At 62.7% G+C, this 15,254-nt stretch carries 14 protein-coding genes; 10 read left to right on the forward strand and 4 right to left on the reverse strand.

Annotation, left to right across the window (positions count from 1 at the left end; genetic code table 11):
* The first annotated feature begins 211 nt into the window (after positions 1-211).
* The 4 genes from ARC78_RS06120 (at position 212) to ARC78_RS06135 (ending at position 3,318) form a co-directional block, all read left to right on the forward strand.
* Positions 212-877 (forward strand): hypothetical protein, encoded by a 666-nt coding sequence (locus ARC78_RS06120; RefSeq protein ID WP_057505925.1) that lies wholly within the window; start codon positions 212-214, stop codon positions 875-877.
* Between the two features lie 6 nt (positions 878-883).
* A complete protein-coding gene (locus ARC78_RS06125; RefSeq protein ID WP_054658836.1) occupies positions 884-2,221 on the forward strand; it encodes an XVIPCD domain-containing protein in 1,338 nt (445 codons plus the stop codon).
* A 216-nt stretch (positions 2,222-2,437) separates the two neighbouring features.
* Entirely contained in the window at positions 2,438-3,091 is a 654-nt protein-coding gene (locus ARC78_RS06130) for a hypothetical protein (RefSeq protein WP_054658834.1), read from the forward strand.
* Positions 3,088-3,318: a hypothetical protein gene (locus ARC78_RS06135; RefSeq protein ID WP_145974287.1), complete on the forward strand. Its 231-nt coding sequence runs from the start codon at positions 3,088-3,090 to the stop codon at positions 3,316-3,318. The genes ARC78_RS06130 and ARC78_RS06135 overlap by 4 nt, the downstream gene beginning before the upstream one ends.
* 75 nt (positions 3,319-3,393) lie before the next feature.
* Here ARC78_RS06135 and ARC78_RS06140 read toward each other — a convergent pair whose 3' ends face one another.
* Together ARC78_RS06140 and ARC78_RS06145 are read right to left on the reverse strand one after the other, a co-directional pair.
* Positions 3,394-4,644 (reverse strand): ribonuclease H-like domain-containing protein, encoded by a 1,251-nt coding sequence (locus ARC78_RS06140; RefSeq protein WP_083468461.1) that lies wholly within the window; start codon positions 4,642-4,644, stop codon positions 3,394-3,396.
* The gene (locus tag ARC78_RS06145) at positions 4,641-7,133 is read right to left on the reverse strand and encodes a DEAD/DEAH box helicase (protein WP_054658828.1); all 2,493 of its coding nucleotides are present in this window, start codon (positions 7,131-7,133) and stop codon (positions 4,641-4,643) included. Before ARC78_RS06145 ends, ARC78_RS06140 begins: the two co-directional genes overlap by 4 nt.
* A 159-nt stretch (positions 7,134-7,292) precedes the next feature.
* Here ARC78_RS06145 and ARC78_RS06150 point away from each other — a divergent pair, with 159 nt between their 5' ends.
* From ARC78_RS06150 to ARC78_RS06170, 5 genes are all read left to right on the forward strand, one after another.
* Complete coding sequence (locus tag ARC78_RS06150; RefSeq protein WP_057505926.1) at positions 7,293-7,802, forward strand: hypothetical protein; 510 nt, start codon at positions 7,293-7,295, stop codon at positions 7,800-7,802.
* 85 nt (positions 7,803-7,887) lie between these two features.
* Entirely contained in the window at positions 7,888-8,571 is a 684-nt protein-coding gene (tmk, locus tag ARC78_RS06155) for a dTMP kinase (protein ID WP_057505927.1), read from the forward strand.
* 126 nt (positions 8,572-8,697) lie between these two features.
* Positions 8,698-9,690, forward strand: a complete 993-nt coding sequence (rlmF, locus tag ARC78_RS06160) for a 23S rRNA (adenine(1618)-N(6))-methyltransferase RlmF (RefSeq protein ID WP_096144915.1) — start codon at positions 8,698-8,700, stop codon at positions 9,688-9,690.
* 152 nt (positions 9,691-9,842) lie between these two features.
* Complete coding sequence (locus tag ARC78_RS06165; protein ID WP_054660386.1) at positions 9,843-10,160, forward strand: hypothetical protein; 318 nt, start codon at positions 9,843-9,845, stop codon at positions 10,158-10,160.
* A 271-nt stretch (positions 10,161-10,431) separates the two neighbouring features.
* On the forward strand, positions 10,432-10,911 hold the full coding sequence (locus ARC78_RS06170) for a hypothetical protein (RefSeq protein WP_054660384.1): 480 nt from the start codon (positions 10,432-10,434) through the stop codon (positions 10,909-10,911).
* A 120-nt stretch (positions 10,912-11,031) separates the two neighbouring features.
* Here the strand turns inward: ARC78_RS06170 and ARC78_RS06175 are convergent, their stop codons facing one another.
* Entirely contained in the window at positions 11,032-12,246 is a 1,215-nt protein-coding gene (locus ARC78_RS06175; RefSeq protein WP_057505928.1) for a serine hydrolase domain-containing protein, read from the reverse strand.
* Between the two features lie 707 nt (positions 12,247-12,953).
* Here ARC78_RS06175 and ARC78_RS06180 point away from each other — a divergent pair.
* On the forward strand, positions 12,954-13,130 hold the full coding sequence (locus tag ARC78_RS06180) for a hypothetical protein (protein WP_158499978.1): 177 nt from the start codon (positions 12,954-12,956) through the stop codon (positions 13,128-13,130).
* A gap of 377 nt (positions 13,131-13,507) precedes the next feature.
* Here ARC78_RS06180 and ARC78_RS16280 read toward each other — a convergent pair whose 3' ends face one another.
* Positions 13,508-15,247: an ATP-dependent nuclease gene (locus ARC78_RS16280; RefSeq protein ID WP_083468501.1), complete on the reverse strand. Its 1,740-nt coding sequence runs from the start codon at positions 15,245-15,247 to the stop codon at positions 13,508-13,510.
* Positions 15,248-15,254: the final 7 nt, after the last annotated feature.

Genomic DNA, 15,254 nt, shown 5'->3' on the forward strand with positions numbered 1-15,254 from the left:
AACCGGTCAGCGGCTGACCGGCCGATCATGCCCCGGGCCGCGCAACATTGCTGCGCGGCCCTTCTGTTTTCGGCAAAAGTGGAAGCGGGTCACGGTAAAGGGGTGTCTGGTCTGCGAGTCTTCGGCAACAGTCGTTTGTGCCGGCGTGCTGTGAACTCGCCGAATTCCATCTGCGGCACAATCGGCTCCACTTACGTGTCATGGAGGACCGATGAAGCCGATTTCTCTATCCGTTATGGCACTGTTCCTGGCCGGTATCGGCACCGCATGCGGAGCACGTTCGATGTCTGACCCGATCGCATCCAATCCTTACGCGGATGTAAAACACAGGGCGCCGCCGCAGCCCGAACTCAAGCGCAACCCCACGCCCACCCCGTACGAAATCACGGTGACTTTGAAAGACGCGCCGGGGCCATTCGCCTCGATCAAAGGCTTCATGCAGTACGAGACGAAACTGGCCGATCCCTGTCTGCCGGATCTGGGGGGCATGGCCGGTACGCGGATGCGGATCAAGGAAAACGTGCCGTTCGAACTGCAACAGGTCAATGTCGATACCTATCGTGGTGTGATCTATACCGATCTGTTCGAGGACCACGATTACTTTGGTCTGGGGAGCTGCCATGTGGGCCTTGTAGCAGCAAGGGTGGAGTTGCGGCCAACCGGAGCGACGACCGAAAGCGCATTTGTTGAATACCTGTCGCTGGATGAAATCCAGAAGCAGACTCCCATGCATTCGGGATTTCTGAAGCGTCAGTATCCCGCAGGGACGTTCGGTGGCGCATCTGTTCCTTCATTCCGGGAAGGAACCCAGATGCGCGCCAGAGTGGATGGGAAAGACCTCTTCGGCATCGAGCTTGTTGCCCATAAGCGGAACTGACCGGGCATGGACACGACCATCAATTCCAGGTTGGCCGTAGATGTGTATGAGGCGGCGAAGCCGCGTCAAGAAGAAGAATGGTTTGATCTTGATGGACACAGGATCAAGGTTGTCAGGCGCTTCGATGATGAATCCGGCTATCAGGGAGTTCTGTATGAAAGCCTGCAGACCGGTGAGCTGATCCTTGCCCACCGCGGCACCGAGTTCGACAAGCAACTGGTCAAGGATGGTCTTATCGCCGACGGTGGAATGGTGATGTTTGGAGCGAACAGCCAGGCCAAAGCTGCGATGAACGCAACAGAGTTCGCGTTGGAATATGCGAAGAACAATGCTGAAGCCTGTGGAGCAATGCCACTCTCAGTTGTTGGTCATTCTCTTGGTGGAACGCTGGCGCAGATCACCGCTTACCGCTATGGCCTGCGCGGTGAGACCTTCAACGCCTATGGTGCTGCAGGTCTGACCGCCGACCTGCATGAAGGGGGCAGCCAGATCATCAACCATGTGCGTGCGACCGACTTTGTGAGCGCTGCGAGTCGGCATGTCGGCGAAGTCCGTGTTTACGCCGCACAGAAGGATATTCAAGCATTGGAGTTGGCTGGGTACGCCAACGATGACCGTCGTTTCACTGATCTACGCAATCCGCTGGCCGTAGTGGCTGGCGTTGGCGTCGAGGCGCACTACAGCCGCAACTTCCTCGCGGACAATGATCTCGGTATCGGCGGCTCGATCACCGGTGCTGAGAATGCCGCCCGCTACGAACAGTACAAGCCGATGATCGATAAGTACCGCGCGGACGTGGCCACGCTCCACAACACACTGGCGCTGCCACGGAACGTTGTCGACGGTGTCGTTGACCGGGCCCGCAACGTGTTCGCCGGACGTGACATGCAGGAACAGCCCGCGGCATTGCGACAGACCGGCTGTGCATTGCCTGCATCCGTTGATGCCCGCGATCCTGCACACCCGGATCACGGGCTCTACGTGCAGATCCAGCAGGGCATGAGGGCGGTGGATGCCATTCTTGACCGGGTCCCGGACGCAGCGACAGATCGCGCCAGTGCGCGACTGTTCGCGGAGGCCAAGGCCGGTGGCATCACCCGTGCCGACCATGTGCTGATGAGCCCGGGAGGCGCTGCCCCTGTCGCAGGTCCCAACCTGTTTGTTGTCCAGGGCGCGTTGAATGACCCGGCGCACCTGCGCGTGCAGGTGAGTTCATCCGAAGCCGTGGCCACTGCCGTGGAGCAGTCTTTTGAGCGTGCTGCGCTCTTTGAAAAGCGGCAGGCCGCTTCGCCTTCGCAACAGATGCAACAACAGGAACAGGGCGCACCCCGTCTTTCGATGTGAGGGCGCGCGCTTGCCGATAGCACGGCGGGTGCGCGCCGATTCACTATTTCATCGCCTCTATCGCTGTCCGGCGGTGCGTCTCAACGGTGTAGTCCACAGGAACACCTGCACCCCCCCGACTTTTCGGATGCCGATGTCGAAAGCGTCTGGTTCCGATTCCGCAAAGGCGTTCTGCTTTCGTCCCGTTTGGATCAACGTGCCCGTCATGGAGGACTGATGAAATCGATACTTCGCATCCTTGGGGCGCTGCTGCTGAGCAGTGTGTTTACGGCATGCGGCGTTGGCTCTTTCACCTCAGGTGCCTACGCGGATGTGAGGCATAGAGCGCCGCCGCAGCCCGAACTCAAGCGCAACCCCACTCCCACCGCGTACGAACTGACGGTGACGCTGAAAGACGCGCCGGGTCCATTCGCCTCGATCAAAGGCTTCATGCAGTACGAGACGAAACTGGCCGACCCGTGTCTGCCGGATCTGGGGGGCATGGCCGGTACGCGGATGCGGATCAAGGAGAACGTGCCGTTCGAACTGCAACAGGTCGATGCCGATACCTATCGCGGTGTGATCTATACCGACCTGTTCGAGGACCACGATTACTTTGGTCTTGGTCCATGTCGCGTCGGCTTTGTCGAGGCGCGAATAGATCTAAATCCAGATGGCGGCAGTACTTCGACGCGTTTCATTGGTGGTGTCGATGGTGGCGAGATTGAAACGGAAAGCGCTGTTGACGTCTATTTCCCCCGTAGGCAATACGGTCGAAATGATATGGATGGCGTGGGTGTGCCGGGTATGCGGCCGGGAACCCCTTTTCATGAACGCTGGAAAGCTGAAGATCTGTTTTCCGTGGAGATGTCAGTCCTGAGGAAGCCATGAGTCCCTCAACGGATGCGATGGCCGTAATTGCCGTCGACAGCTACGTTGACCCACGCAGCCGTGGCGATGATGAGACGATCAAGATCGATGGACATGGGTTCCACGCGATCAACCACTTCAATAACCCGGCTGGATATCAGGTAGCCGACTATCAGGACGAGGTGACGGGCCAGCTGGTTGTCATCCATAGCTGTACGGCCTGCGACAAGTCACTTATCGAGGAGTGAGCACCGCTCCCGATACGATTCCCGCGAGCAACGAGAGGTAACGGTAAGAAGCGATGCGGGCAACGGAGTACGTCCTCAAGACACCGCTGCGGCAGATGATCCGGCAGCTTCCAGTTCATGCCGACTTTCGTCGTTGCGCTGCTCCTCGACCAGCCGCAGGAACAGCTGCGCCAGCGTCACCACATCCTGATGGTTGTGCTCACCGACACGGCGCAGGTTGCGGGCGCTGCCGCCGCGCAGATAGCCCAGCCACGCCGCCGGGGCTTCGGAGCCGGGCAGGTCATCCTCGCGGGCGATCTGCAGCAGCTGCCGTTCGATGGTGCCCAGCCTGCAGTTCTCCCAGGTGCCGCGATAACGGCGGCGGGTCGGGAACAGCAGGTCCACATGGTCCAACGCCGAAATGGGATCGCCACGCCGTGCCAGCCGGTAGCGCGTCTTCAGCAGCGGCGCGTCGTAGCAGCGGCCGTTGTAGCTGGACAGCACGGTGGACGGCGCCAGCCAGCTGGCGAACAGCTCCAGCATCGCGCTCTCGGCGGCCATCGTGGCCATCAGCAGCTGGCGCACACGCAGGCCTTCACCACGCGCGGCATCACGATGCCAGTCGGCGACGCCGACCATGAAGGCGCGGGTGCCGGTGCCGCCGGCCAGACCGGTGGTTTCGGTATCGAAGAACAGCAGATCGTGCGGGGCCACCGCCTCATCGGGGCGCTTGCTGAAAGCCAGCGACAGCGGCTGCGCGGGAATTGGCTGGGGCAGAAAGGCTTCGATCAGATGCAGGCCGGGCGCGATCTCGCTGCCGGGCAATTCGCGATCAACGGGGCCCGCAGGTTCGGCGCGCAACGGAGCGCCGGCAGCCCGCTTGCGGGTGGCGAGCAGGCGCCGCAACACGTCGCCATCCTGCGGCCGGCGCACAGCTGGCCGCGTGGAAGTTGCGGCAGGCGCACGCGGTGCCGCGACCGCTTTGTGCTGGATCTGCTCGACCCAGCCGAACACCGAGGTTTCGCGCGGCGCCGGTGGATGTTGTTGCGCGCGCGCTGTCGTATCGCCGTGCGCGGGCAATGGCGGTGTGGCGACATCTGCGATGGGGGAGGCGGTGGCGTTTTCCGCGGTCGATGTCGGCGACGTCGCTACCGTCGCCGCGTCTGCAATCGTCCCATCGCTGTCTGGTTGCGAAGAACCTCGCGCGTCCCTTGTCGTCGCTGAAAAAGCGGAAGCGGGTGACGTCGCTGCATCCACCACCAATGCGGAAGACGGCGCAAGCGCTGCCTTGTCCACATGCCCGGCCTGTTTCCGCAGCGCTTTGAGCTTGTCCAGGCTGATGCTCATGGCAGCAGGTCGAGCGCCTCGTCCACGTCATCGACCATCACGGCGGGCACCTGATCGCAGCGCTCGGCCGACAGCAGCGCCAGTACCCGCAGCGCCAGCGAACGCGGCGTGACGTCGTTGTTGTCCTCCTGCGCGGCCAGCACCGGACCGACACAGGCCGGGCAGCCGGCGCTGCAGTCGCAACGCTCGACCAGTTCCAACGCGCGCTGTACCAGCTCGTCCTGACGCTGCCACAGCGGCTCGCTCAGGCCCACGCCGCCGGGGAAGTTGTCGTACAGGTACACCGTCGGCACGAAACTCTGCATCAGTTCCACCGTGGTCTCGCCGGCGTCGTTGCCACGCAGCTGCCCGCGGCCGGTCTGGTCGGCGATTGCAAACCAGGCGCCATCGCCGCTGCCCACCGCCTTCTGCAGGTCGCGCGCATCGGCCATCACCGCCACCGTGGCGACGATGTGCAGCGCATAGGCCGCGCCGAGGAAACCATCCAGCGCGTCCTGCTTCTGCGCGAAGCTGCGCAGCAAGGTCGCCTGCGGCAACTGCCACCACACCGCGGTGGTATGCAGTTCCTGGTCGGGCAGGTTGACCGGGCCGTAGCCGATGTTCTCGTGCGTGTAGTAGCGGATCTTCTTGTAGCCGGCCACGCGCCGCACGACATGCACCTCGCCATGGTGCGAATCGCCGCGACCGGCGCCGTTGCCGTCGAAGCGGTCCAGCACCTTGAGCTTGGTGAAGTCGATGCTGTCGGTGTAGTAGTCCACGTGCGTGCGGGTGACGTAGGCCTTGCGCCCGTCCCAGTCCAGCCGCTCCACCTGGTAGGGCGTGCTCTGCACCATGTGGATCGCGCCTTCGTACAGGGTCAGCGCGGCGGCGGAATAGTCCACCTCGGCGATGATCTGCTGCTTGCCGTCGCTGCGGTCCACCACCACGAAGTTGCCATCGGCCACCGCGCGCAGGCTCACCGCGTTGGCGGGGTAGCTGTCGGCGATCCACTCCCAGCGGTCGCCTTCCTGGTGCACCACTTCGGTCTCGGCCAGCGCCTGCAGGAACACCAGCGGGTCGATCGGCCCGAACGGCTCGCCGGCCAGGAACGGCAGTTCGAAGGCGGCGCAGCGGATGTGGTCGAACAGGATCAGCGGCTGGTCCGGCGAGATGCGTGCGTGTTCGGGCGTGGCATTGGCGAAGAAATCCGGATGTCGCACCACGTACTGGTCCAGCGGCTGGCTGCTGGCCACCATCACGCCCAGCGCCGCCTGCTGACGCCGACCTGCGCGGCCGAAGCGCTGCCAGGTGGCGGCGACGCTGCCCGGGTAGCCGTTGAGGATGACCACATCCAGCGCACCGATATCCACGCCCAGCTCCAGCGCCGAGGTGCTGACGATGCCGTCGATGCTGCCCGCGCGCATCGCCCGTTCCACCTCGCGCCGTTCGGTCGGCAGGTAGCCGCCGCGGTAGGCGCGGATGCGGGCCGGCTTGCGCGGGTCGTTGTCAAAGATGTCCTTCAGGTACTTGGTCAGCACCTCGACCATCAAGCGCGTCTGTGCGAACACCAGCGTCTTCAGGCCGCTTTTGATCGCGATGCGGGCGATGCGGTTGGCCTGCGAGCGGGCGGAGGCGCGCAGGCCCAGATCGGCGTTGATCACCGGCGGGTTCCACAGCAGCACGTGCTTGGGTCCGCTCGGCGCGCCGGACTCGGTGATCGCATGCACCTTCTCTTCCACCAGCGCCTCGGCATGCGCATGCGGGTTGCCGATGGTGGCCGAGCACAGGATGAACTGCGGTTGCACGCCGTAGAACGCGCAGATGCGCTTGAGCCGGCGCAGCACATTGGTGACATGGCTGCCGAACACACCGCGATAGGTGTGGATCTCGTCGATCACCACATAGCGCAGGTTCTCGAAGAACTGCGCCCACTTGGTGTGATGCGGCAGGATCGCCTGGTGCAGCATGTCCGGGTTGCTGACCACGATATCGCCATGCAAACGGATCGCCTGCCGCGCATCGCCGGGCGTATCACCGTCGAAGGTGAAGGCCTTGACCCCAAGATCGCCGGCCCGGTTGAGCTCCAGCAGCTCGGCCACCTGGTCCTGCGCCAGCGCCTTGGTCGGGAACAGGTACAAGGCCTTGGCATTGCCCTGCATCGCCGCGCTTACCACCGGCAGCGTGTAGCACAGCGATTTGCCAGAGGCGGTCGGGGTGACGATGGCAACGTGCTCGCCGCGCTGGCTGGCGTCCCAGGCCTGCGCCTGGTGCGAGTACAGCTGCTCGATGCCGCGCGCCTTCAATGCGGCTTTCAGCGCCTCCGGCACGTCATCGGGAATCGGCGCGTAACTGCCTTCGCGGCCGGGAAGGGTGAAGCTGCCGGTCACCCGGTCCTTGTAGCGCCGGGCCAAGCGCTGGCCCAGCAGCGAGCCGTCACGCGAAGGCAGGCCATCGGTGGTTGCCAGCGCCCGTTCGCTGGCTTCGGTGCGGGGAGCGAGGGAGAACGCCATGCACGCAACTGCCGGTCAAAGGAGCGGCATGGAAGCACACCCCGATCTCAGCGTGTGAGACGGATTTGTTTTCTACGCTGAACAGGGCCGGGCATCCACCAACAAAATCTGAAGCCGCGCCGCCGTATCCTGCGCGCTCGGCGGAACAGGCGGACGTGGATGATGGTGGCAACACGTGGATGGCAGGCGATGATGGCCGGCCTGCTGTTGGCAGGGGCGGCGCAGGCGCAGCAGACGCCGCCGTCCGCACCGGCGTTCCCGGGAACCGCCGGGGTGGCGCCCCCCATCGCGCCGCCGGCTCCACCAACGCCGGCGCAGGACAAGGTCACCACCCTGGAAGAGGTGCGCGCGCTCAAGCCCGAGGACGAGCAGCCGCTGGACCTGTACCGCTTCAAGAGTCCGGTCGCACCTGCGCCCAACCGTTTCAGCAAATCCTGGAGCGAGCCGCCCACGCCCGAACAGGTCAGCCTCAGTGGTGGCTACCTTTTCATGGGCATCAACTACGGGCTGATGGCCGCGGCCAAGGGCCTGCATAAACTCACCAATGGCCGTGACCAGATCCAGTCCGCCATCGCCCGCCCGCCACCGGAGTTCGACGCAGAACAGCAGCGCCGCGCGCTGCTGTTCTGCCAGCAGCAGGGGGACTGCCCGGCGCCGCCGGGTTCGTGAGTCGAACGGTCCATGCCGACAGGAGGGTGCCCGCGGGGCTTCACCGGCGCTGGGTGGGCGCGGCGGGTTCCGTTAAAGTAGCGCCATGAACAAAGAAAAGATCACCGGCGGCCTGCTCATCGCCATCGAAGGCATTGATGGCGCTGGCAAATCCACCCTCGCGCGCAAACTGGCGGGGGTGCTGGAATCTGCCGGTGCGGAAGTCGTCCTGAGCAAGGAGCCGACCAATGGCCCCTGGGGGACGCGCCTGCGGGAAACCGCGGCTACCGGAAGGCTACGCCCGGAAGAGGAGGTGGAATACCTGCTTCTGGATCGCCAGCAGCATGTGGAAGAGATCATCAGGCCGGCGCTGGACAGGGGGCAGATCGTCATCCTGGATCGCTATTTCCCTTCGATGGTGGCGTATCAGGGCGCTGCGGGTCTGCCGGTGGAGCAAATGCTGCATTCCAATGATTTCGCACCCCGGCCGGATCTGCTGCTTTTGCTGGACCTGACGCCGGCACAAGGGCTGCAGCGGATCCGCGCGCGCGGTGATGTGCCCAATCATTTTGAAACGGCCCAGAATCTGGAGCGCTGCCGCGAGATCTTCAATCAGCTGGAGTTGCCCGGCAAAACGGTGATCGATGCCAGCCGGGGTGAAGCCGAAGTGCTGGGGGATGCACATGCCGCCACCGTGGCCGCCCTTACCAGGCGGATTGCGGAAGATGGGGGCCTGACGCCGGAAAATGTCCAGAAACTGGAGCGCCTCACGGCCGCGGTTGCCTCCTGACCTGCGGAAGCGGCGCCCGGTTCTCCCGGACCGGTGTCCACGCACTGCCCGTGTCTGCCGGGCGGTGGCGGCCCGGAGCGTTTGCGGTGGCTGCATCCCGCGCTCCCCATGGCGTCTAATACGTGCATGAATTCCCCACCCCCGCGCCCGTCACCGCGGCGTACCGCCGCCACGCCTGCCGCGGCGACGCCCGGCCTGCATCCCCGCAATCGCCACCAGGGCCGCTATGACCTGCCACGGCTGGTTGCCGCCAACCCGGCGCTGAAGGCGCACCTGGTCCGCACGCCGGCGGGCACGCAGAGCATCGATTTCAGCGATCCGCTGGCGGTGCGCGAGCTCAACCGCGCGCTGCTGGCCAGTGATTACGGCATCAGGCACTGGGATATTCCCGAAGGCTACCTGTGCCCGCCGGTGCCGGGCCGGGTGGACTACCTGCACGGACTGGCCGATCTGCTGGCCGCCGATGCCGGCGGCACGATCCCGCGCGGACCGCACGTGCGCGTGCTGGATATCGGCGTCGGTGCCAACTGCATCTATCCGCTGCTTGGGCAGGCCGAATACGGCTGGTCGTTCGTTGGCAGCGATATCGATCCGGACGCGTTGCAGTGCGCCGCCGCCAACCTCCAGGCCAACGGTCTGGCCAAGGTGATCGAGCTGCGCCAGCAGCATGCGCGTGGCAGCCTGTTCGCCGGACTGCTGCAGCCGCAGGACCGCTTCCAGCTGACCATGTGCAATCCGCCGTTCCACAGCTCGGCCAAAGAGGCCGCGCAGGGCAGCCAGCGCAAGCGCCGCAACCTCGGCAACGCGCGGGCGCCACGCGGCAGCCGGGCGCCGGCATTGAACTTCGGTGGCCAGGCCAACGAGCTGTGGTGCACCGGCGGCGAAGCCTCGTTCCTGCGCCGGATGATCAAGGAAAGCGTGGTGTTCCAGACGCAGGTGCTGTGGTTTTCCTCGCTGGTGGCCAAAAGCGAGCATCTGCCCGACCTGCACAAACAGCTGACCAAGGCCGGCGCCGCCGAGGTGCGCGAGGTCGCCATGGCCCAGGGCCACAAACAGAGCCGCTTCGTGGCGTGGAGTTTCCACGCGCCGGCCGCGCGCAGGGCGTGGTTGCAGGAGTAGGTCGCGGGGGGGAGGGATAAAACCTGCTTTGGCAACCGGCCCAGCCGCCCACAGCCCGGGCCAATGCCGACATTTCCGTCGGCGCCTGGCCGCACGCGGCGGGATGCCTGTCAGGCCGCCGGACCTCGCGCAGGTATTTCGGGTATACAGGAATGCGCTTTGCCCGCCGTTTCCCTGACCGACTTTCGAGGATCAACGTGCTGACCCATTACCGTGCTGGAAGACTCGTCGCCAAGATTTTCATCAGGCTGGCCTGGGCCATTTTGATGGCCTTCGCTCTCATCCTGTTGATCGGGTTGCCCGGCTATTTCCTGTTTACCGGCAACTCCATCGCCGGGAGTTTGCAGCTGCTTCCCCATTCTGTTTTTCCCCTGCTGCCGTTGACATATGCGTGTCTGGCGACCGTGCTGTTCGGCCATGTCGCGCTGGCGGTGTTCGACATGGCCGATGCGGCGCGGAAAACCGGCTGACGCCGCCCCGGCCGCCAGCGCTGGCGGTCGACTGGAACGGTGCCAACAGAAACCGCGGCCTCGGCCGCGGTTTTCCATTTCAGAAAACGTGCCGCCGCCGGACCCTGACGATCCCGCATCCCGCATCCATGCCCCCTGCAGCGTGCGCCGGGGACACTCGCGGCGCCGCCATCCGACTTCGTTTTCACATGAATGAATACGAGCGCGGTTATGTGCAATGCTCCGCTGCCCGCCCTCTGGGCGTCCACCTGTGGAGACCGGAAGACCCACCATGCTCAAGCCACTTGTCCTCTGCGCCGCGTTGTTCCCCGCCACCGTCTTCGCCTGGCCGACCCCGGAGCAGGCGCTGGACGCGTTTGTGAGATTCGAACTTTCCGGCGGCCGGCTGGAAACGGACCCGGACACGCTGGCGCCGCTGGTCCACGCCCCTGCCGACTACGAAACCATCGGCGCGGACACGATCTCCGTGGCCAGCACCCACCGCATCGGCAAACTGCGCTGCAGCACCGGCAGCTGCATCGCCGAGGTCGCCTACGTGCTGCCGGCCGCGGCCAAGTACGGCGATATTCCGCTGTACAACGGCACCCGCCAACGCACCGAGAAGGTCCGCTACCGGCTGCTCAACCGCGACGGCGACTGGCGCGTGGACGCCGGCTCGATCAGCGATGCGCCGATCGTGGATGAGGCGGCGCTGGCCGCGCACCTGGCCATGCTGCAGGAAGATGCTGGCGAGGCCGACGCCGAAGGCTGATCCCCCCGCGCGGAACCGGTCGTCGTAGCTCCACGCGTCGCGTTCGATTCCCGCCCGTCGCAACAAAAAGGGCTGCCTTCTGGCAGCCCTTTCGTTAGGTCGCGGTGTTGCGGCGACGGTTTATCGCCCGGTCGCCAGCCGCTCCTCCTCGGCGGTATAGGCCGAGTGTGTGCCGGCCGGGGCGCCGTCCATGCCGGTGGCGAAGTAGGCCACGCCGGTGCCGCTGGCCGGGTCGATCCACAGCCCCGAGCGCAGGCCGTAGGCGTTGCCCGAATGGCCCACGCGCACGATGCCGTCGCCGAACGGGTCATCGCCGCAGTCCGGGTGGCCGCTGGCCAGGGTGATGGTGGACAGGCCGTAGCGGCACATCGTGGCGCGCGGCTGGCCCGGCGGCGGCTCCGGCTCGCCGTCCTCCCAGGTCTGGCCGTTGCCCGGCGCGTACACCCACTGCGGGGTCAGCAGGGTCTGTACCGAGGCCGGACTGAGCACCCGCACCCCGTCGATCTCACCCTTGCCCAGCAGCAGCCGGCCGACCCGCGCCAGCGCGGTGGCGCTGATCCGCAGCCCGCCCTGCGGCGAGAACGCGCCGCCATTGCGGCCCGGCTGCCACAACGCCAGGTCACAGCTGCCGTTGGCGGCGCGGCGCACGTTGCATTCGGGTTTTGCGCCGCGGTTGTCATCCACCGCCGGCTTCCCTGCGGCGTCATACAGCACCACCGCACGCGCGGCGGTGGCGGCATTGCAGCTTTCCCAGCCGTAGCAGGCGGTGATCTTCGCCGGCTGCAGCACCAGCCGCTGCATCAGCAGGTCGAAGCGCTCGCCCGTGGCGCGCTCCATCATCGAGGCCACCAGCGGCGAGTTGAGGTTGGTGTAACGGAACCAGGTGCCCGGCGCGTGCGTATCCCAGGCGCGCGGATCGTCCAGAATCTCGCGGATGTCGCCATCCAGCGGTGTGGCCCAGTAGCCGGCGTCATCGGTCAGCCCGGAGCGGTGCGAGAGCATCAGCCGCAGGGTGATCGGGGTATCGGCAAAGCGCGGATGGCGCAGCGGCCAGCCCAGATAAGTCGACACGTCGGTATCCAGGTCGAAGGTGCCTTCCTCCACCAGCCGCATCACGCCGATAGCCAGCACCAGCTTGGAGATCGAGGCGATCCGCACCGGATCCTCCACGCTGAGCGCGCGCTGGGCCTGCACATCGGCCAGCCCCTGGGCCTGGGTGGCGGTGACGCCGTCGCGGTCGAAGGCCACCCGCGCGCTGGCGATGGGCTGGTGGGCCGCGGCGGGCAGGGCGAACAACAGCAGCGCGGCAAGGCTGCCGGACAGGACGGTACGCATGGTGATTCCCCGGTGATGTACCGGTGTTGATAGCCAGCCGGCGGGAAACCGTCAAGCCGGCGTGACGCCCGTCGCCCGGAAAGCCGGGGCCGACGTGGGGTGCGCGGAGCAATTTGCTCGGGCCGTCGAGCAAAAAGCCCGGCGTGCCGAGTAGGAGAGTTCGGCGTTTGGAGCAAATTGCTCGGGCTTCCGAGCAAAAAGCTCGACGCTCCGGGTAATTTGCTCGGGCTTCGGAGCAAAAAGCCCGGCGTGCCGGGCAGGGGAGCTCGGCGTTCGGAGCAAATTGCTCGGGTCTCCGAGTAAAAAGCTCGACGCTCCGGGCAAATCTGCTCGGGCTTCGGAGCAAAAAGCCCGGCGTGCCGGGTAGGGTAGCTCGGCGTTCGGAGCAAATTGCTCGGGTCTCCGGGCAAAAAGCTCGACGCTCCGGGCAAATCTGCTCGGGCTTCGGAGCAAAAAGCCCGGCGCGCCGGGTAGGGGAGCTCGGCGTTCGGAGCAGATTGCTTGGGCTTCCGAGCAAAAAGCTCGGTCGATGGAGCAATTAGCTCGACGCTCCAGGCAATATGCTTGGCTGTCCGAGCTCTGAGCTCGGAACAGTCATCCCCGGTGTGCCGCTGCGGTGCCGCGAAGCTTTCTGCTTTCCGCTGTTGACGTGCCCAAGCCGTGAAAGCATGCCGAGCATCGCAGCGGAGCGGGGGAATAAGGCGCGGGTGTCTGAGCGCAGCGAGTTCCGCGCCGCCCCGTTCCGCGAGAAGCGCAGGGCACCGATGCGGCTTTACCGCATCGGCATGCGTCCGGCGGAAGCGGTTTTGGTTCCTTTTGCCGCAACCAAAAGGAACCCGGCTGCGCAGCAGGCGGAAGCCTTTGCTCTCGTCTTTAAATCTTGAAAAGCCAAGGCAGAACAGCTTTCGTGCACCTGCGGTGCGCGAGTCACTTTGACCAGCCATTCGGCTGTTGAGGACCTTCTCTTTGTCTGTGCAAAGAAAAGTAACCAAAAGAGGCGCTTTTCCAACAGCCGAATGGCTGGTCAAGCACACCCGGGACGCATGCCCGCGCGATGCGCGGGTCCGCCAATGCCCGGCGCATTTTTCGACGGCACATCCATGTACCGGCGAAAAACGACGCGCTCCTGCGCGTCGCCCTGCGGGTATCCGAGCCGGTCATTGGCCATGCTCTACGGGGTGAACGTCAAAAGCGGAAAGCAGAAGCTTATAAGTCAACCTCACCCGGCTATCGTGACCCCGTTATAGCGAGTTCCCAGGATTTATTGTTGAAGCCAAGTCGCTAGCCTCTGGATAGTTGTTTTATCGCCTGCGTGATCGATATTTCCGTTAGTTTCAGTTTTGTACGCGAACTGAGCCTTGGCGGAGTTGGATTTTGGTATTCCCAAGTGCGACTCAATTGCGCCGCCTGGCCATATCCAAATATTCTTTGGAAGAAGCTTGCTATGCAGATTCATACAGCTTTGAGTGTTTGCACCAGCCATGATTGCATAAGCTTCTTCGGCCTTTATGGATGCGCCTGATTTTTCCGGGAGGCCGGCTTGGTTGAGGTTTATGTTGTGTGCTGCGCTATTTGTGGATAGCCAAGATAGGCATGCTAAGAGATCTGGATCGTTGTTTGATATCAATCCAATTGATGGGGCTAGCTTGAAAGCAAAATCCAGGTCATAGATGCACTTGGGTGAATATCCAAGACTCTCTAGCAATTCAGAGATTGGACGCGATCCGCTGCCTCCCCCGGCTTCAATGAGGGCGATGCTGGATTCTTGAAGTGTTTTGTTTGAACAGATTTTGTAGATTAATGGAAGTAGGGTTCTCTCCGTTTTTCCCTCTACGACAACCGGGCGGTCGGAGAATAGCCATTGAGAACTATGATTAAGCGAAAAAAGAACATCTGCAGAGTTGTTGTTGTTCAATGAGGCTAGCGCATTGGATGCCTTTGGACGGGCATTCGTTCCGCCATTTGGGCATTTCCAAAACACCATGGTTTGAGCAGCGTCTCCTGCTTCAATCATCAGTGGTGAGTGTGTTGAGAAAAATATCTGAAAGTCCCCATTTGATAGTGTCTTTAGCGCCGACTTGACCTTTCCTATTGCTTGGGGGTGTAGATAAAGCTCCGGCTCGTCAATTAAGATCAAGGTATTCGTGTTTGAGTGGGTGTTCTTGGTTGTTTCGGCGAGCAGGTTTATCAAGGCCATTTGCACGGTTCTTTGTGTGCCGTGACCGTAATCTGAAAAGTCTCGGTCTTGTCCGCCAATTTCCCTTAATTTTATTTTCGTTGCTTTTATTATTTCATCGATGCTTGGAGGGGGCATTTCTAGGTTTATAGAGATGCCGGGAAATAGCGAGTTGATGCTATTTGTTGCCCTTAGCTCAAGGTTGTTGATCTCATTTAATCTGTTTGGCCCGTTCAGATGTGCTCCCACTCTTGCTATATCAGATTCAAGAGTTTGGACCGACGCCTGGTTGTTGAGTCGAGCACTTTCCATTGCGAACTTTATTAGTAGTCCGATTGTGTTCCGCGCTCCGAATTTGGCAACGTCATCTTCAGCATCATCCATTGCTTTTATATATACCGGCTCTGGAAGGGCCTTCCCAATTGCGGTATCAAGCCCGGTAGGGTTGGCAGCCCACTGCCCGTTTCCGTCGAGGACTTCGATTTTTATATCTTTCGCAGAACAGTTTGGGCTCGGCTGAATTCTTCTAAATGTGATTTTGTCGTTTGCGATGAAGCTTTTGATTTGCCTTTGTTGGTTATCCGGGAGTACCGATATCATGCTCTGGGCATCATCTATGGTTGCGGATACCCATAGTTCGCTTCCTTGATCATTGAAGTCGCGTGCATCTAGAGTCGATTTCTTCAGGAGCCAGTAGATGGCCCTAATTAAGTTTGATTTTCCACTGTTGTTGTATCCAACAATTGGGTTGAAGTTGCTGGCATCTATTTCGAGAAATTTTATTGTTCTAAAGTTGCTTATTGAAAGTTTTATTATTTGAGACATTGGTTTT

Source organism: Stenotrophomonas pictorum JCM 9942 (genome assembly GCF_001431585.1).
GTDB classification, from domain to species: domain Bacteria; phylum Pseudomonadota; class Gammaproteobacteria; order Xanthomonadales; family Xanthomonadaceae; genus Stenotrophomonas; species Stenotrophomonas pictorum.

Coding starts and splice junctions, on each gene's coding strand:
- ARC78_RS06120 (WP_057505925.1), top strand. CDS start 212: ATGAAGCCGATTTCTCTATCCGTTATGGCACTGTTCCTGGCCGGTATC.
- ARC78_RS06125 (WP_054658836.1), top strand. CDS start 884: ATGGACACGACCATCAATTCCAGGTTGGCCGTAGATGTGTATGAGGCG.
- ARC78_RS06130 (WP_054658834.1), top strand. CDS start 2,438: ATGAAATCGATACTTCGCATCCTTGGGGCGCTGCTGCTGAGCAGTGTG.
- ARC78_RS06135 (WP_145974287.1), top strand. CDS start 3,088: ATGAGTCCCTCAACGGATGCGATGGCCGTAATTGCCGTCGACAGCTAC.
- ARC78_RS06140 (WP_083468461.1), bottom strand. CDS start 4,644: ATGAGCATCAGCCTGGACAAGCTCAAAGCGCTGCGGAAACAGGCCGGG.
- ARC78_RS06145 (WP_054658828.1), bottom strand. CDS start 7,133: ATGGCGTTCTCCCTCGCTCCCCGCACCGAAGCCAGCGAACGGGCGCTG.
- ARC78_RS06150 (WP_057505926.1), top strand. CDS start 7,293: ATGATGGTGGCAACACGTGGATGGCAGGCGATGATGGCCGGCCTGCTG.
- tmk (WP_057505927.1), top strand. CDS start 7,888: ATGAACAAAGAAAAGATCACCGGCGGCCTGCTCATCGCCATCGAAGGC.
- rlmF (WP_096144915.1), top strand. CDS start 8,698: ATGAATTCCCCACCCCCGCGCCCGTCACCGCGGCGTACCGCCGCCACG.
- ARC78_RS06165 (WP_054660386.1), top strand. CDS start 9,843: ATGCGCTTTGCCCGCCGTTTCCCTGACCGACTTTCGAGGATCAACGTG.
- ARC78_RS06170 (WP_054660384.1), top strand. CDS start 10,432: ATGCTCAAGCCACTTGTCCTCTGCGCCGCGTTGTTCCCCGCCACCGTC.
- ARC78_RS06175 (WP_057505928.1), bottom strand. CDS start 12,246: ATGCGTACCGTCCTGTCCGGCAGCCTTGCCGCGCTGCTGTTGTTCGCC.
- ARC78_RS16280 (WP_083468501.1), bottom strand. CDS start 15,247: ATGTCTCAAATAATAAAACTTTCAATAAGCAACTTTAGAACAATAAAA.